Genomic DNA, 19547 nt, shown 5'->3' with positions numbered 1-19547 from the left:
ATGCATAAGAATTTTAAAAATATAGATAAAATCGTTTACGGTAAGGGTTCATTTAATCAAATAGATGAAATTTTAGCTCCTAAACGTACTGAAAATGATGGCTTCATGGTATTTATCGTTGATAAATATTTTGAAGGTAAAGAATTAGCAGACCGTATCCCTGCAAAAGCAGAAGATATGGTTTTCTTTGAAGATATTGATCAATATGAGCCGACTACTGACCAAGTAGATAACTTAAGAGATCAAATTCTTGCTGACAAAGGTATTCCTGCTGGTATCATTGGTATTGGTGGTGGTTCTATTATGGATATTGCAAAAGCTTTATCTTTAATGGTAACAAACGAAGGTTCATCTCAGTTATACCAAGGTCTTAATTTAGTAAAGAAAGCGGGTATCTACCATATGGGTGTACCTACTGTTGCTGGTACTGGTGCAGAATGCTCTATGACTGCAGTTTTAACTGGACCTGTAAAAAAACTTGGTTTAAAATGTGATTGGACAGTATTTAATCAAGCCGTTTTAGACCCTGAATTACTAAGTACTGTAGAAACTGATCAATGGTTCTATACAGGAATGGATTGTTATATCCACTGTATTGAAGCTGAAAGCGGTTTGTATTTCAACGCTTATTCTAAAGCCTACGGTGATCAAGCGTTATCATTATGTAGAGAAATCTACCTAGGTGATGAAGCTGGTCAGACTTTAGAAAATGACGAAAAACTTATGATTGCTTCTTTATTTGGAGGCTTAAGTTTAACTTATTCTGAGGTGGGTGCATGTCATGCTTTATCTTATGGTTTATCTAAAATTTTAGGATATAGACATGGATATGCTAACTGTGTTGCTTTTAATCACTTAAAAGAATTCTACGGCGATGCTGTTGATGAGTTTAAGGAAATGGTTAAAAAGCATAACGTTACGCTTCCTCAAGGAATCTCTAAGGAATGGTCAGAAGAAACAATTGACCAAATGGCAGAAGTTGCTTATAACTTACCACACATGTGGAATCATGCTATTGGCCTTGATTGGAAAGAAAAGTGGACAAAAGAGGATATCAAAGACTTATATAGAAGATTATAATATCAAATATTCTTACATATAAAGAAAAAAGCATACTATTTATTTAGTATGCTTTTTTTATATTCTTATATTTATTTATTCTTTAATACACTATGATTCATCAGCTTACATTACCAGCATGGAAATTAACTATTTAGAATTGACTAAGGAAGAAATTATTAACGAACTAGAAGAAACAAAACAAAGAGAACTACTTTGGAAACAAAGATTTGAATCTTCAATCAATAATTCTTCTATCTCAAAAGGTGACTTTATAAAAGATTTTCTTAATGATACTACATTAGGATATTGGGAATGGGATTTTGAAACCAATCGAGAATTTCTCAGTGACCGCTACATTAACATGTTTGGGTACAATAGAAATAACTTTCCATCTATACAAGAAGCATGGCAAGACATGGTCCATGATGACGATATACCTGAAATGATGAAAGCAATGGAAGAACATATTGCTTCGCACGGTGAGAAAATTTTTCATAATATTGCACGATGGAAAAATAGAGAAAATCAAATTATTTGGGTCTATTGTCGTGGTCAAGTCGCAGAATGGAAAGAAAACGGAGAACCTAAAAAATTGATTGGCTATCATATTGATATTACTTCTCAAAAAGAGGTAAAGCATTTAAAAAACAAGAAATTTCAGTTAGAGCAAAAGAATAAAGAACTTCATAGAATAAATGAAGAATTGAATAGGTTTGTTTATAGTGCTTCTCATGACCTTAAGTCTCCAATATCATCAGCAATATCATTGATTGAGTTATACAATAATACTGAGGACAAAAATGATGTTGATGAATATATTACTCTCATTTCAAAATGTCTCTCAACTTTAGATCATTTTGCTGAAAAGATTGTCGACACATTAAAAATGCAAAACGTAGCTTTAAATACTACTTGTATAAATATTAATGACATGATGCAAGAAATTGTTAATGATTTATCATTTCTTCCTAATGCTCAAAAAGTAAAAGTACAATGGACAAGTGATGATTTTGAATGGAAAACAGACGATTATAGATTAAAATTAATCTTATCTAATCTAGTTTCTAATAGCATAAAGTATTGTAACCTTTTCGAAGAAAAACCTTATGTTAGACTAAAGTTTTCATCTGAAAATAACATTGGTAATGTTATTATAGAAGACAATGGAAAAGGTATAACTTCCGAAAATCAAAAATCTATTTATGACATGTTTTTCAGAGCAGACAATAGTGAAAACGGGACAGGATTAGGTCTCTATATAGTTAAGGAAACGTTAGACAAACTCAATGGTCAAATCAACCTTAAATCAATTTATGGTAAAGGTTCTAAATTTGATATCCATGTACCACTATTCTAATACTTGTTTCGGTTTTCGAATTTTAATCATATTTTTACCCTAATAATTTCGTGAAATCAATTTAAACTCGAATGAGTAAACAAGATAATTGCACTAATTGCAAGAATAAATTAAAATCTGAAGACCAATTTTGTTCACAATGTGGGCAAAGCAGAATTGATTATTTTACCAGTTTTAAAACAATTTTAAAAGACACATTGGATGAAGTATTTGGACTAGATTCTAAATTCAAGCATACCATCTTACCTTTTCTTACTAAACCTCAATTTCTAACTGAAGAATTTTTAAAAGGTAAAAGACAATTTTATGTCCATCCAATAAGATTATATCTATTCTGTAGTATTGTCTTTATTTTTATTTTTAATAATATAATAATCGACAAACATACAATTAAGTTAGATTTCGATAAAATATTTTCTAAAGAAGAAAAAGCTCAAGCAAGCCATAATGATTCTGATACTGAAACCACCAATGACTTTAATTTTCATATTTCTGATACTAACAAGGAAGACTCATTAAATACAAAACACATTCTAAAAGTTTTTGAGTTTATCAAAACATCTAATGATTTTTCGGATAAGACTATTCAAGATTCATTAAATGTTGACAAATGGTATCAAATAAAATTAATAAGACAATCACATTATTTTTATGATGAAAAAGGAGTAACATTTTTTGAGGCAGTTTTAGAAAACATTCCTATCGCAATCATGCTTTTAGTCCCCCTATTTGCATTATACCTCAAATTATTATATGTCAGAAAAAAGCATAATTTCTATATTCAACATTTAATTTTCTCAATGCATTTACATGCATTTTCATTAGTGTTTTTCAGTTTGTTTCTAATTTTTGCTAAAATCAACTTCATTTCTTCAGATCTATTTTTAATACCAATTATTTTATATTGGTTAGTTATTTCAGGATTAATGTTCAAGAAATTTTATAGTCAGAATTGGGTTAAAACAATTATCAAAATTTTTATTGCATACAGTATTCATATCATCATGATATTTTGGGTAGTCATTTTAGAACTGTTCATTAGTCTACTCATTTTTTGACAATAAAAAACCCACTGAGAGACGCTTTTCTCAGTGGGCAAAATATCGAGCTTACTTTAGTGATTACACAGAAGCAGGCTCATTCTCGAAAATCGATTCTAATATTGACATGGCAGCTTCTCTACCATCTAAAGCTGCTGTAACAACTAAGTCAGCACCTCTTACACTATCACCTCCAGCAAAAACATTCTTAAGAGATGTCTCACCTTTAGCATTCGTTTTTATAGCTCCCCACTGATTTGTTTCAACACCAGATTCAGTGATCCAATTTAATTTTTCATTATTGAAACCAAGTGCTAGAATAATTACATCAGCTTCAACAATTGCTTCAGAACCTTCTATTTCACTTACAGCTTGTCTACCAGAAGCATCTGGCTCAGATAATTTCATATCTACGAATTTTGCTCCGTAAACATTACCTTTCTCATCTGCAACAAAATTCTTTGGTGATTTCAAGAATTTAAATTCTACACCTTCATCTTTAGCTGCTCTTACCTCTTTACGGCTACCTGGCATGTTTTCCTCATCACGACGATACAAACAAGTTACCTTTGCAGCCTTTTCACGAATTGAAGTACGTACACAGTCCATAGCAGTGTCACCACCACCAATAACTACAACACGTTTACCTTCAACATCATATTTTTTATCGAATTGTTGTTCTTCAATTTTCTTTTGGATGTTCGTTAAGAAAGGAACAGCCATGTAGATATTATCAGAATTATACGCTTCATCATCTAAAGCACGACCTGCCATTGCTCCTAAACCAAGGAAAACGGCATCATGCTCTTTTTGTAATTCTGCTAATGTTACATCAGTACCGATATCAACACCTAATTTCAATTCCATACCAGCATCAAGAAGAATTTGAACTCTTCTTTCTACAGCTTCTTTTTCTAATTTAAAACCAGGAATACCATATGTTAATAATCCACCTGCTTTATCAGCTTTATCATAAACTACAGGTTTTACACCTGCTCTTAATAAGAAGGTAGCAGCAGATAAACCTGCAGGTCCAGAACCAACAATTGCAACAGTTTTACCTGTCATTTCATCAGCAAATTCTGGTTTAAAACCTTTCTTAAAACCTTTTTCAGAGATCGCAACTTCGATAGAACCAATTGTAATTGCGCCAATTGTTTCTTCTTCATTACCATCATTCAAAGTACATGCTCCTTCACACAAACGGTCTTGAGGACAGATACGACCTAAGATTTCTGGAAAAGGAGAACTTTCATTTGAAATTTCAAAAGCTTGTTTTAAATCTTTTTCAGCTATAAAACGAAGCCATTGAGGAATATAATTACTTAGAGGACACCCTACTGATGAACAATATGGGTTACCACATTGCACACATCTACTTGCTTGTGATGCAGTTTCTGAAGTTGAATAAACTTCACTGATTTCATCAAAGTTCCCTACTCTTTCGTCAGCAGGACGAAGCGTTGGAGAGATGCGCTCTATTTTAGTGAATTCGTACATTGTCTTAATTTTTTAAGGTAACAGTAAAATCAGGTGACTCACTTTTGTAAGTCACCAAATCATTTAGTTGCCCTCCATTGGATTTAATGGAGATTTCATATCTTTTGAAGTAACCATGTAGAAGTAACGTACTTCTTCACGGAAATGATCTAGGATATGTTTAGCTTGTGTTGAACCTGTACGGAACAAGTAGCTTCTTAAGATACGTTGTAAATAGAAACGTCCTTCGTCTCCTTCATCAGTATCTATACGTCTCGCTTTGATAAGCTCTTGGTTCATTTTATCAATGAATGAGTTTGTCTTATCATAAACAAAAGCAACACCACCAGTCATACCTGCACCGAAGTTATTTCCTGTTTCACCAAGAATAACTACTGTACCACCCGTCATGTATTCACATGGGTGATCGCCTGTACCTTCAACAACAGCAAGAGCTCCAGAGTTTCTTACGGCAAAACGCTCACCGACTTTACCTCTTACGAACAGCTTACCACCTGTTGCACCATACAAACAAGTATTACCAGCCAAACTACGTCCTTCAGATTCTCCATCACGAGGAGTTATGATGATTTGTCCACCACTCATACCTTTACCTACATAATCGTTACCTGTACCTCTAAGAGATAGCAACATACCATGACTTAGTAAACAACCGAATGATTGCCCTGCCGTACCTTTTAAATTAATTGAAATACATTCTTTAGGTAAACCTTTCTTACCGTGGAATTCCGCAATTTGACCAGAAATTCTAGCACCAAAACTACGATTTGTATTTACAATTTCTTTATCTAAGACAGTTCTATAATGTGGTCCTTTGATTACAGGCATTAATTCTTCAAGAATTTCTTGCTCATATTCGTTAGGATCGAAAGGATCATTACTTGCTTTTTCTCTAATGTTTTTACCTTCTGCATAGAATAAAACATCTTTGAAGTCAAACTTCTGAGCAAATTCATCGTCAACCACTTTTAATAAGCGAGAATGACCGATGATTTCATCCATTGAAGTATAACCAAGTTCTGCTAGAATTTCTCTTACCTCTTGCGCCATTGCTTGTAGGTAATTTACTACTCCTTTAACAGTACCCATATAGTAAGCTCTTAATTGTTCTGATTGAGTTGCGATACCCACAGAACACTTATTAAGATGACACACTCTTAATATTTTACAACCAATTGTTGTTAATAATGAAGTACCAAATGCAAAGCTCTCAGCACCGATCATAGCTGCTTTAACAAGATCTAAACCTGTTTTAAGACCACCATCTGTTTGTACTTCTACAAAATCACGAAGACCGTTAACTTTTAATGCATTGTGTGCTTCGGCCAAACCAAGTTCCCAAGGGTTACCTGCAAATTTGATTGAACCTAATTGAGCAGCACCTGTACCACCATCTGCACCTGAGATAATAATTTTATCTGCATATGCTTTAGCAACACCTACTGCAATAGTACCTACACCTGCAGTTGACACCAATTTTACACAAATACGTGCTTTTGGATTCACTTGCTTTAAATCGAAGATTAATTGTGCTAAATCTTCAATCGAATAAATATCGTGATGTGGAGGAGGTGAAATTAAAGTTACACCAGGAATTGTACATCTTAATGATGCAATTAACGGAGTTACTTTAGCACCTGGTAATTGCCCACCTTCACCTGGCTTAGCACCCTGAGCTACTTTAATTTGGATTTCTTCTGCATTACGTAAATAATGAGGAGTAACACCAAAACGTCCTGAGGCTACTTGCTTAATTTTACTATTTTTAATTGTTCCAAAACGAACTGGGTCCTCTCCTCCTTCACCAGAGTTAGATTGACCACCGATTTGGTTCATTGCTTGAGCTAATGCTTCGTGTGCCTCAGGAGAAATTGACCCTAAAGACATTGCTGCAGAAGTAAATCTTTTTGTAATTGCTTCTACTGGCTCTACTTGATCAATACTTATTGGCTTACGATCAGATTTGAATTCAAAGAAATCACGTATCATACGTAAACCTCTATTATTCACTTGATCTCTCAAATCAGCATAATCTTCTTTTCTACCTGTAACAGCAAACTTTCTCAAGCTTTTAGCAACAGTTGGTGCAAAATCATGGTATTCTCCATTTTCTGCATACTTGTAGAATGAACCTACTTCTAAAGGATACATCTTCTTGATATATCTTGTTTTAAAAGCAGCTTTATGGTATGATTTAACTCTTTCTTCGATATCAGTAAAAGATAATCCTGGGATTAACGCTTCTGATCTTACGAAACAAGATTCAACAATTTCACGACTTAAACCAATTGCATCAAATAATGATGAGTTTTGATAACTTTCGATTGTTGCAATACCCATTTTAGACATAATCTTAAGAAGACCTGCATTCAATGCTTTCTGCACTTTAATTAATGCCTTCTTACGTGTCATGTAAGTATTTGCTCCAACATTCTCAGCTACTTGAAGAGCTGTACCGAATAACAAGTAAGGATAAATACCTGTAACACCCATTGCTAACATTACTGCTGCTGAGTGAGAGTCATTAACTTCACCTGTGATGGCTACAATAGATACATTTGATCTTAGTCCTTTTTTAGCAAGGTAGTTACTGATATAACCAGCAGCCATTACCATTGGTATCAACTGATTATCCTTTGATAAACCACGATCATCTAACATTACAATTGCAGTATCTTCATCTCTAACAGATGCTTCAACCTCTTCACCTAATTTAATTAATGAAGCTTGTAAGTCATTTGTAAATACTGTGCTGAAAGATTTAGTATTGTACTGGTAGTCATATAAAGACTCACCTTCTGTACCAAACTTACGAAGTACTTCAAAATGCTCGTAACTTAAGATTGGAGACATTGCCTTCAATCTATGCGCATTCATAGGTCCATCAATAAGAATGTTATTATTTCTACCAAAAGTAACAGCTGTAGACATTACCATCTTCTCACGAAGTGGGTCAATCGGAGGGTTTGTTACTTGAGCAAATTTTTGACGGAAATAATCTGTGAAATTTCTTTGTACCTTACTAAAACAAGCAAGAGGTGTATCATCACCCATAGAACCTGTATCTTCTTTACCCATTTCAATCATTGGGCGAATTACTTGTTCTAATACCTCATTTGTATAGTTGTGGTATCTTTGCTTATCAACAATATCATCATAACGGTAATCATCCATAGTTAAGAAATTCTTATCTACGTGTTCCATTAAGTATGCACTGTTCTCATGAATCCACTTACCCCAAGGGCGAGATTCTTTAAGATAAGTATTGATTTCCTCATGTTTAAGGATCGTTCCGTAACGTAAATCAATACCAATCATCTGACCTGACTGAAGTTTACCTTGTTCTTTAATATTACTTTCCGCTAGGTCAATAACACCATATTCAGAACTAATGATAATTCTATCGTCATTTGTTACAATATATTTTGCTGGTCTTAAGCCATTTCTATCAAGGATACAACCTAAATGTCTACCATCACATAAGTTTAAGGCAGCTGGTCCATCCCATGCTTCAAAGTTACTTGCAGCATATTCGTAGAATGATCTTAATTTAGCATCTAAATTTGGTACATTTTGCCAAGGTGCAGGCACTAATGAACGTGCTGCTTGGAAGAAATCCATTCCTGCAGTAACCAAAAATTCAAATACATTATCTAAAGATGCACTATCTGAACCATCTGGTACTAAGATTGGGAAAATTCTATCCAATTCTTCCTCTGTAAACACATCACTTTTTAGGACTTCTTCTTTAATAGAGAAGTTAAATCTATTTGCTTGAATAGAGTTAATCTCACCATTATGTGCTAGAGTTCTAAAAGGTTGTGCCAAACGCCATTGTGGTAATGTGTTTGTAGAGAAACGCTGGTGAAATACTGCAAACGACACTTCGAATTCATCCTGACCAAGGTCTAAGAATAATTCTTTAATGTGTGTTGGCATCACCAAACCTTTATAAGAAATTACTTTTTCAGAGAATGAAGGAATATAAAAACCTTCATCATTAGAAAGTTTGTGTTCAACTTCTTTTCTAGTTAAGTATAGTAACGCAGAGAAGCGCTTTGTAGACATTAATGCGTTTGGAACAACAAATGCCTGAACAATTTCAGGGAGTAGTTCAAAAGCTTGCTTACCTAATACTTCAGTATTTAAAGGTACTTTTCTAAAGAATAATACTTTTAAATCATTTTTCTCACAGTATTCTGAGAATACTTCTTTTTGTTTTTTCTCGTCAGTTAAGAACATCATTGCCACTGCATATCTTTGCGGCAAATCAATTCCATTCAATTCTGCCTCTTTACGCATGAAGCGATCAGGCATTGAAAACAAGAATCCACTACCATCACCACTTACACCATCAGCTGCAATAGCTCCACGGTGAATCATTCGTGATAAGGCTTCAATAGCGTCTAAAGTCATTTGCCTCGAAGGATTCGCTTTGTAGTTGGCAATCATACCAAAACCACAATTATCCTTAAAGGCCGTTAATCTGTGTTCCATAATAAAGCGTCTTCCAATTTTCGATATTTGTTGACCTTTGATGAAGCCGGTTTGTTAGCTACAGTAATTAGTATAGCAATTTGCTAAGATTATTAGCTGTGTTTAATTGCTTCTGTTTAACCTCATCAGAGTTTTCTGTTCACAACACTGTCAAATATAAGAGTAATTTTTATTAAATCATTAAAAAATTACACCTTTCAATGAATATTTTGCATTAATAAGATGTTTTGTCACAAAATCATAAAATCTAGTTTTAAATATAACAAACATCAATAACAGGTTTAAAATTGTATTTTATACATTTTTAAACATCATGATTTAATACAAAAAGTATATTGTTCTATTGATTTTCTTGCTGTAAATAAGAGAGTAGTTCTTCTTTATTTTTTAATGTAATACTAGTTCGAGTGTAGTCTATTATGCCTTGCTTCTTGTACTTACTCATTAATTTAGAAACTGTCTCTCGAGAAGTCCCAATTAACTTGGCTATATCATTCTGAGAATAATGATGTTTTACAATTTCACCATCTTTAAAATTATCATCAAATATATCCTTGATAAATTCTATCAATCTCTCTTCAGCATCTTTGCAGACTAGAATTTCTAGGCGTCTTTCAATTTTTTTCACTCGCAAACCAATCAATTTGTAGATAAATAAACCGAATCGTTCATTATCTCTCATCAATTGTCTCATTTTATCTATAGAAAGTAAACATAAAGCGGTATTGTCACCTTCTGCAATAGCATACTCTTCTCTTTTATTTTGACCTAAAAGTACTTTTTCACCAAAAATTTCCCCTTTGGTTAATAGAAGTTTGACAATCTCCTCTCCGTCTTGATTGTATTTACACAGTTTAACTTTCCCTTTACTTACTAAATATAATTTTTGTTCGGTATCTTCTGGGAAATAAATAACTTCTCCTTTTTTAAAAAGAAGACCATTATTTTTAAAGTAATTATTTATTTTTGAAGGACATAATATTGAGTATAAATCAAAATTATGCATGTGCCAGAGTGTTTCCATAATAATAACAAGAAAGGTGTAAATAAAACTCCAGGCTATTTAGTTTTTAAGACTTAACAGGTGGTTCTAACATTTTAAAGAGATTATAATCATATAAATCTCTATCCATCAAATGTGAAGGTGATACATTTTTAATTGCATTAAAAATTATTTCTGTTCTATTAGGATAATTTACTTCCCAATCTTTAAGCATCCCTTTTACCATTTGCCTTTGTAATTTAGGTTGTGAACCACATAAGTTGCAAGGAATAATTGGAAATTGTTTAATCTCAGAAAATTCTTCTATATCTTTTTCTTTACAATATGCTAAAGGGCGAATAACAATATGCTTTTTATCGTCTGTTTTGTAGATAGGAGGCATTGCTTCTAACTTACCACTAAAGAACATATTTAATAGAAAAGTCTCAATGATATCTTCTCTATGATGCCCTAGTGCTATTTTTGTAATACCCATTTCAGAAGCTGCTGTATATAATGTACCCCTTCTTAATCGAGAACAAAGACTACACATCGTTTTTCCTTCTTCTAGTTTCTCTGTTACAATCGAATAAGTATCTTTATTTAAAATCTTATAGTTAACACCTAAACCATCTAAATATTCTGGTAAAATATGTTCTGGATAACCTGGTTGTTTTTGATCTAGATTGACAGCAATTATTTCAAAATCATATTTTTTTGTATGCTGAACATGTAACAATATGTCAAGCATTGTATAACTATCTTTACCACCAGAAAGGCAAACCATAATCTTATCGCCATCTTCAATTAAATTATAATCATCAATAGCTTTCCATACGTTACGATGTAAACGTTTCTGTAATTTTACTTGCTCGGGAGTGAATTCTGCTGTCATCTTAAAATAAATTTTCCACAAAGGTACAAGAAAGATTCTTTCAACCCTTGTGGAAAAACTAAATGATTATATATAATTACTTAACGACAACAAATTTTAAGGGCTGTCCAATAACCTCATCCCCTTGGAAGTGTTGTAAAATATAAACTCCTGTTGGTAATGTATTGACATCGATTGAATAGGTGTTTCCTGTAAATCTATCTTCTAAGATCTTTTTCCCATTTGTATTAGAAACGATATAAGAACAATTTATGAATGATGAAGGTGCTGAGATATTGACTATATCTGAAGATGGATTTGGATAAACTTCCCAATCTATTATATCTGTTGTATTAATTGATAAAACAGGATCTGAAGAGGTTAATGTAGAAACATCTAAACGTATAGCTTGATATATCTCCTTTGTAATGTTATTCTGTACAAATGCAATTACTTCAGCTTGATCAGTATCGTAAACTTGTGGATTATCCCATTCAACAGTAAAAGTTTCTGTACTTCCTGTTACCCAACTTCTACCTACAAAACTAGTTCCTTCTGCTCCAGGTGCCGGACTCATAGATTTCATTACATCTGAATGTCTTGAAAGTCCTCTACTCACTTCTACACCAAAAATTTCTCTCTCTACTGTAACTAAATGTACCACAATCTCTGTATCGTCAGCAGAAAATTCTGTATTAGCGGTTATAGTAACTTCAATCTCATCAGTACCTCCAACGGATGGTAATTGTAAGCTAATATCAAATTCAGGATCTAATAAAGCACGTGTTGCAATGTAATTTTGATAATTATTTATGAAATCATCTGTATGCCCTTGAAAACTATTTCCATCAACAATAGTATTAGGAGCATCTGTTATACCATAATAAAATTTCCTTCCACTTGAAGGTTCTGGATTATCAGTATTTAACGAATCAGAATAACCACTTAATTTTATATGATAATTAATTGCAAAAGCATCTTCACTTAGGTAGTTTAAGACAGAATCTAACCTTGGTAAAGATCTTGCATCAGATAATTGTCCTGCATTTGTCATAGATTCTAATACAACAACTTTTTTACGGTTTCCAATAAATATATTATCAATTACTACACCTTCGTGAACCAAAGCTGAGTTGGAACGGAAGGCAAACCTAAATTGTAAATGCTCTTGTCCAATAAATTGATCTAAACTATGACGAATTGATTTAAACTCCCTAAAGATAGCTCCTTCTTCTACAGTACTACCAGACCAACCTATTGGATTGTCACCCGATAATAACAATTGGTTACCAGGATTAATACTTACATCCTCACTGTTATACCAATTAATTGGATCATCGACACTACCTAAAATATCCCAAGTTTGTCCTGAATCAAGAGAGTATTGTAATGTCAATCCATCTACATCTGTTTCCATATCAAATTGCATATCAAATGTTATCATAGGTCTAGATAACCCTGATATATCAAACGATGGAGTATACAAGAAAGAATGTTCGTTGAAATGATAATTCGACGTTAGGTTAGTTACCCATGCATTCGTTTCTGTTATTAAATCTGTACCATTTGCAATTCCATAGTCCCAACTAGATGAATCTCCTCGATGTACCCAATCACCATTTGATGAATTAAAATTTTCGAAGTATTCATCATCTTCAGAAATTAAAGAAACTCTTGGCAGAACATATACTTTTTCCATAATAACTTTAGAACATCCTTTAGTAGTAGTAACCATGAGTTCAACATCATATTCACCAACTTGAGAATAACGATGTCTTGTAGCACCCGTTGGGTTTGTAAGCGCATCAATTATTTCAATTGTTCCATCTCCAAAATCCCATTGCCAGATAGATAAAGTATCTATTCCGATTGCTTGGGAAGTCTCTTCAAATAGCATATCTGCTCCAAATTCTGGTACTTTCCATTCAAAAGCAACTTCTGGAGGTGTACCAATAAATATTGTTTCGGTAGAAGATATTTCTGAACAACCTTGATTTGTAATTACGGTGAGCACTACCGTTTTAAACCCTGCTGTATTAAAAGTATGTTGATAACTTGCAGCCGAAACCGAGTCTGTCAAGGTCACGGATGATTCGCCGACTCCAAAGTCATATTCCCAACTAATTATACTAGTAGAATCTTGTAAAGTAGATCCATCTCTAAATTCTACTGTTCTTGTATCACAGAAAACATCATAATCAAATGTTACAATTGGGACGTCTACTATCGTGAAAGATCTTTCTATAAAATCTACACACCCATTTTCATTTGTATATGTATATCTTATTGTATGTGCCCCTAAAGGTGAATTTTCTAAAACTACTTCACTATTTGTACGTATTAAAGCACCTGTTGGAGATGTCAAAACTCCCCCAGAAACAGTTGTAATAATTAACGGATTTTCATCAGATTTACAAAAAACTTCTCCATCATCTATCCCAAATAAATCAAATACAGGTAATGGATGAACGACAATATCTAATTGTGTTGCTATTCCTTCACAACCTAAATGGGTATCCGTTACATAATATGTATAAGTAGTTTCTGCTGTTACAACAGTATTATTTGTAGGCGTAAATGTATTTGTAGTCGCCACTATAGTTGATAAAGATACATCACTATACCATGTAATATTATCTACTAACCCTGTTACAATCATAGGTTGTAAAACATCTCCGGAACAATAACTCAATGTTGCAGTTACGCTAGGGTTATCAGGCGTTTTATTTACTACAAATGTTACTTGTGTTGTATCACTCTCACACCCATTAATGGTTTGTGTTACAAAATATTTTTGAGTAAAATCTGATGCACTATTCGGGTCAGGAGGTGTAAAAGATGTTGTGGTTGAAACGATACTAGTTAACGCTACATCATCATACCATTTTATATTCGAACCTGAGGTAACATTTATTGCTTGTATCACATCTCCAGAACAATATATTGGATTCGTATTATCAATAACCGGTTTTGATGGTGTTGGATAAACGGGGATGTCAACTTTTTGGGGCAATGATTCACACCCATCTGTTCCTACTTGAATAACCCAATAATTAAGTGTATCAAGAGTTAGATATGTTGGTGCAATTCTCATTGGGTTAAATGTTTGATTAACGGATTCTAAAGTTGTCAAACCTACATCCGAGTACCATTTAAAAGTAGCTCCCGTTTCTCCTGATGCTGTAATAGGTAAAATTGTTTCTGCCTCACAATATGCTGCAATATCTGGAACTGAAGGTGCATCTGGTAATGCATTAATTATAATATTTACTACTGCTGTTGCAGATTCACACCCATTTACTGTACTTGTTGCGTAATAACTTACAGTAGAATCATTAACTACATTTGTAGAAAAGGAAGGTAAATAATTATTTCCAGAAGCTAGATAATTTGTACCAGCTACATCCGAATACCATTTTACATTTGTACCTGCTGCAATTGTTAAACTAGATAAAGCTCCTCCAGAACACATAACAGTAGGTGTATTAAAAGTAGGAGGATTAGGTGTTTTATAAATTTGAATGGATAATAGAGTTGATGGACCTTCACATCCGTTTGTTGTTTCAGTTACATAGTAGGTAACTGATGAATCTGAAGATACATTTGTATTTAATGCAGGAGTGAATGAGTCTCCGAAACCAACCTGAGTAGTTAAAGCTACATCTGAATACCATTTAATATTATTCCCAGGAGTAGCAACAGATAGACTATTCACTATTTCCCCAGAACAATATGTAGTTTGGTTTGCTGCATGTAATAATGGAGCTACGGGTTTCGGATATATTAATATATCAACTTGTAAAGGATCACTCGTACAAACATCTGTATTCGTTTGAACTACATAATAACTTACCGTTGTAACTACAGATACATTAGGAGCGTTACTTGGGTTTAATGTATTTGATGAACTTACTACAGATGTTAACCCAGGATCAGAGTACCATACAAAAGAAGCTCCTGCCTCTCCTGTTACTTGAATTGGTGCTAAAGCAACATCATTTGAGCAATATGTAGGTACAGAACTAGTTAATGTAGGAATAGCAGGTAATGGTTTAACATATAAAGTATCATTAATACTTAACAAACATCCCTCTAAATTATCGTAAGTATACGTTATTACATGCATTGAATAATCACTAGTGCTTGTTTCTCCGGCTGCTATTGCTGCAACTGAAGGATCGAAAGAAGCAGTTCCATCCATATTTGATGTTAATCCACCAGTATTAATCGAATATGTTCCGTTACCACCATACGCAGTCAATCCTTCCATTGGAGTAATTAAAACATCCCCTTCACTATAACAAATTGAATCAGATGATGAGCTAAAAGCTAAACCAACTTCATCAAATCCGTATATAGTTACAATAGAGTCTGCATCATTTACACAACCTACTCCATCTGTGTAACTAAAAGTAATGGTATAATCTTCATCACTATCATAAATATCTAACCCCATTAGAGAAGGGATAAAATATGCGGTTCCATCACCATTATCTACTAAAGCTGCAGCTATTGCATCGGGAGTACTAAACGCACCTGAAGTAACATCAACAGAATTTGCAATACCTTGTAAAAACACTGTATCACCATCAAAACAGAAATCACCATCATCTCCACTTGTTGTATAACGGTAGCCCACAGTTGGCAATCTGTTTACGTTAAAAGTAAACACATCTACTGCTGAACATGAGTTGATATTACTATCCGTGTAAGTATAAGTTAAAGTATGACTTCCTAAAGTTAAAGCCCTTGGATTAATAATTATACTATTATTTGAGACTATAGCCCCCCCGTCTAAATCAAACACACCTCCAGATGTACTTAAAGCTCCATCTACATTGGCATTTACAGAAAAAGGAGCATCATCTTCACAAAAATCTACTTGAGATAAATTAATACTAGCAACATGATTTTTTGTGATAATAACAGACTGAGAAACAGAATATTCCACAGCAGGTATTGAAGCGTCTTCATAGACTGCGGTTAAAGTTGTAGAGTAATTTTGGCCATCTAAAACAGATGGATTAGCAGCTAAAACATCTGAAGGTGTAAAAGTAGCTCCAGATGGTGTTCCTACTCCAGAAGTCCCATCACCTTCAAAACGTACTAATGTATAAGGTGATGTACCAGTAAAACTAGGTGTTACAGGTACTGTTAAAGTCACGGCTGCATCATCTTCACAATATTGAGCTCCAACTGAAATTACACTTGAACCATCATATATATTAAAAACAACTGCTTCTTCTTGTTCACAACCATCACTACCAGAAATATGATAGTATATTGTATGTGTTCCTTGAGTAGCTAAATTTGGATAAAAGTTATTATTTCCTGATCCAGTACCAGTGCTTACTACACCCGGTCCTGTACAATAGAATGTCTCTCCAGAAACTAAACCAGTTACATTTAAAGGTACAGCCATTGATTGAATATCAGAATAACTAGTTGTTGAGGGTTCTAAATTAAATGTCGTAATCAAACCTGGGACATTTATCATTGGAGTTGATACTTGACTAGTACAATTACCAGAAGTTACTTCTCTTCTAAAAACATATTGCCCAGGGTTACTAACTGATGCATTATAATAACTTTGTGAAGTTGCACCAGGTATACTATTAAAACTACCTCCATTCCTTTGGCTATACCATTGATATGTATAAGAATCATCTCCACCAGTTGGAATAGATCCAATTAACACAATTGCATCTCCTAAACAAACTGTATTTCCGGAAATATTATTTATTGTATTTAATGAAATACTAGGATTAATAACTATTTCAACTTCATTTGATATTGAAGTACATGCACCTGAGGTAACAATCCTTCTAAAACTATACGTACCCGTTGTTGATAAAATTGAGGAATTAGAATAATTAGATGATGTGCCATTATTTATCCATCCACCACCATTTATAGCATATTGCCATTGATAACTAAAAGTTCCTGTTCCTCCTAAAGTTGAAGTTGCATTGATTGATAAACCTCCAGTATTTATTGAATTACAATATTCTGTAATTACAGGAGATGCAATTATATTATTAATATTAGCAATTACAGAAATAGAAAATGTATTAGAGTTTAATGTCACTCCTTCGCTTTCTACAGATCTTCTATAAGTATAAATACCTGTTGATAAAGAAGCATTCTCTACCAACTGTTCATCTGAATAATTTAAACTAACATATGCCCCAGCTCCTAATCTTCGTTCCCAATTATATGTATAAGTACCAGTTCCTCCTACTGCACCCGAAGATGGAGTAGAAAAAGTTACTAAATCACCATTACAAAATTGAGTAGTAGCAGGAGGTGAAATCGTGTTTGTTAAAGTTGGATAGAAATAATTTTGAGAACCATCTGTAGTTGCTGTTACTGATGTACCAACATTCCCCGCTTCATCTACTAAAGATATTATAAAACTAACACCAATATAATTAGCTGGGTTTGTAAATAAATAACTAGCAGTATAGTCAGTTCCTGTGTTTGATAATGTAGTACTTTGGCCTCCTAAAGTCACTGAAGAAGTCGAGTGTAATATTTCACTTGAAGTGAATGATAGTGTACTAGTATTTCCATTTGCAACTAGCTCAGTATTCACGCCGTTATCAGAAGCTATTGAAACACTGGACAAACTTGGGGGTGTAGTATCTATAATTAATACTTGACTTCCAGACGTTGAATTATTTCCATAAACATCCTCTATAAAATAACTAATAGTATGAGTACCTTCTGAAAGAGCCGATAATGTTATATCTCGACTTGCACCTGTAATAGATTCTCTTCCAACTTCTCCATCAATTGAACTATTCACTATGATTTCTCTAGAATCTACATTTGTCAATCCTGGGAAGTTAAAAGTTGGCGTTGTATCGTTCGTTTTTCCATCACCTGTAATACCAGAATCTGATCCCCCTGCCAAAGTTGGCAAAGTCAATGGAGGTATTACTATATTTTTAACATCATAAGTAATCGTATTCGATACTGCTGATTCATTTCCTGCTGTATCATTTACCTTTACTGTAAAATTATAAACAGCACCTGAAGTTATTGTTGACGATGTAATTTGGTCTAAACCAGTTGATAATAATGTTCCTTTAGTATTACTTCCTTCATATAAGGTAATTGTACTTCCGACAGGAGAAACTACGTTAAAAGTTGGAGTCAGGTCATTCGAATTATTATCAGAATTATCTCTTCCTGTATCCGAGTTAGTATCTAATGTAATTGAAGGAGTTACAGGTATCGATATATCAATAGTAAGAGATAGATTACCAGAAGCAATACTTTCATTTCCGGCTACATCAATCATTTTAGCAGATATCTGATGTACTCCTTCCGATAATGATGTACTCACTGTTACATCTTGAGAACTTGCCGTTATTAAAACTGTTTCAAGGATCCCGTCCTTATCACTCTCTAATTGTACTTTAAATCCTGTTGTATTCGTTAAACCACTTAATGTAAATGTTGGAGTAGTATTGTTCGTGATATTATCAGATGTATTCGTTCCACTATCAGAACTAGTTAACAAATCAGGAGTGTTTGGAGCAGATGGAGGTGTTGTATCAACTGTTATAGGAGTTACAGTAACCACAGATGTATTACCTGCTATATCTGTTGCATATGCTTGAATATTTTGCGTTATAGCAGTAACAATCCCAATAAAAACATTTGTTCCCGTACACGGACCTGTTGCTATTAAATTATTACTTCCATCATAAAGGGTTATTGTACTTCCAACCTCAGCTGTTACTTGAAATAACAAGGAAGTCATATTCGTAATATTATCAGTATTACTAACTCCTAAATCAAAGTCTTCGTGTATTCTAAGTAAAGACGGTGCTGATGGTGCAGTTTCATCAATGATGTAATTTTTCGTCGCATCAGTACTATTAAACTGTAATTTAAATTGATCAGTATCTGTCTTTAATGTTGAAATATTTGCTATTATCCTGTATTCCGTTCCACTATTTATTGTAATCAGTGTTAATAATGTTCCAGCTGTTTGTCCTGTAGCATTTTCAAACAACTCAAAATCCGTAACAACAGGACTAAGACTTGTCCCTGTCAATGTCCACTCAAGTGATGTTGTGTTTACGCTTATATTATTATTGTGTGTTAAAGTTTGAGCCTGTACACAAAAGCTAAATAAAAATAGAGGTAAAGCAAATATATATTTAAGGTAGTATAATTTAATCATAGTAATATTTAGATCCAATTTAACAGAATAAGGGAAGC

8 protein-coding genes are annotated in these 19547 nt (G+C 33.5%); 3 read left to right on the top strand and 5 right to left on the bottom strand.

The features are described from left to right. The 3 genes from KM029_RS00740 to KM029_RS00730 all read left to right on the top strand — a co-directional run bounded on the left by KM029_RS00740 (position 1) and on the right by KM029_RS00730 (position 3477). The gene (locus KM029_RS00740) at positions 1 to 1080 is read left to right on the top strand and encodes an iron-containing alcohol dehydrogenase family protein (protein WP_144074883.1); all 1080 of its coding nucleotides are present in this window, start codon (positions 1 to 3) and stop codon (positions 1078 to 1080) included. 118 nt (positions 1081 to 1198) lie between these two features. Next, positions 1199 to 2419 (top strand): sensor histidine kinase, encoded by a 1221-nt coding sequence (locus KM029_RS00735; protein WP_144074882.1) that lies wholly within the window; start codon positions 1199 to 1201, stop codon positions 2417 to 2419. A gap of 71 nt (positions 2420 to 2490) precedes the next feature. Further along, a complete protein-coding gene (locus KM029_RS00730; RefSeq protein ID WP_144074881.1) occupies positions 2491 to 3477 on the top strand; it encodes a DUF3667 domain-containing protein in 987 nt (328 codons plus the stop codon). Positions 3478 to 3540: 63 nt separating this feature from the next. On the opposite strand, the gene KM029_RS00725 is transcribed toward KM029_RS00730, so the two are convergent. From KM029_RS00725 to KM029_RS00705, 5 genes are all read right to left on the bottom strand, one after another. Continuing rightward, on the bottom strand, positions 3541 to 4959 hold the full coding sequence (locus KM029_RS00725; protein ID WP_144074880.1) for a glutamate synthase subunit beta: 1419 nt from the start codon (positions 4957 to 4959) through the stop codon (positions 3541 to 3543). 63 nt (positions 4960 to 5022) lie between these two features. Beyond that, a complete protein-coding gene (gltB, locus tag KM029_RS00720) occupies positions 5023 to 9456 on the bottom strand; it encodes a glutamate synthase large subunit (protein ID WP_144074879.1) in 4434 nt (1477 codons plus the stop codon). A gap of 340 nt (positions 9457 to 9796) precedes the next feature. Next, positions 9797 to 10480 carry a Crp/Fnr family transcriptional regulator gene (locus tag KM029_RS00715; RefSeq protein ID WP_144074878.1) on the bottom strand — a complete coding sequence of 228 codons (684 nt, stop codon included), beginning with the start codon at positions 10478 to 10480 and terminating at the stop codon, positions 9797 to 9799. Between the two features lie 46 nt (positions 10481 to 10526). Then, on the bottom strand, positions 10527 to 11333 hold the full coding sequence (ttcA, locus tag KM029_RS00710) for a tRNA 2-thiocytidine(32) synthetase TtcA (protein WP_144074877.1): 807 nt from the start codon (positions 11331 to 11333) through the stop codon (positions 10527 to 10529). A 76-nt stretch (positions 11334 to 11409) separates the two neighbouring features. Next, positions 11410 to 19509, bottom strand: coding sequence for an Ig-like domain-containing protein (locus KM029_RS00705; RefSeq protein WP_144074876.1), 8100 nt, complete (start codon positions 19507 to 19509; stop codon positions 11410 to 11412). Between the last annotated feature and the right edge of the window lie 38 nt (positions 19510 to 19547).

This window comes from Flammeovirga kamogawensis (genome assembly GCF_018736065.1).
In the GTDB taxonomy this organism is placed as follows: domain Bacteria; phylum Bacteroidota; class Bacteroidia; order Cytophagales; family Flammeovirgaceae; genus Flammeovirga; species Flammeovirga kamogawensis.
This window is presented reverse-complemented; position numbering and strand designations above follow the sequence as displayed.

What these genes read in the sequence shown, in the direction of transcription:
- KM029_RS00740 (WP_144074883.1), top strand. Translation starts at nt 1, where the DNA reads ATGCATAAGAATTTTAAAAATATAGATAAAATCGTTTACGGTAAGGGT.
- KM029_RS00725 (WP_144074880.1), bottom strand. Translation starts at nt 4,959, where the DNA reads ATGTACGAATTCACTAAAATAGAGCGCATCTCTCCAACGCTTCGTCCT.
- ttcA (WP_144074877.1), bottom strand. Translation starts at nt 11,333, where the DNA reads ATGACAGCAGAATTCACTCCCGAGCAAGTAAAATTACAGAAACGTTTA.
- KM029_RS00735 (WP_144074882.1), top strand. Translation starts at nt 1,199, where the DNA reads ATGGAAATTAACTATTTAGAATTGACTAAGGAAGAAATTATTAACGAA.
- KM029_RS00705 (WP_144074876.1), bottom strand. Translation starts at nt 19,509, where the DNA reads ATGATTAAATTATACTACCTTAAATATATATTTGCTTTACCTCTATTT.
- KM029_RS00730 (WP_144074881.1), top strand. Translation starts at nt 2,491, where the DNA reads ATGAGTAAACAAGATAATTGCACTAATTGCAAGAATAAATTAAAATCT.
- KM029_RS00715 (WP_144074878.1), bottom strand. Translation starts at nt 10,480, where the DNA reads ATGGAAACACTCTGGCACATGCATAATTTTGATTTATACTCAATATTA.
- gltB (WP_144074879.1), bottom strand. Translation starts at nt 9,456, where the DNA reads ATGGAACACAGATTAACGGCCTTTAAGGATAATTGTGGTTTTGGTATG.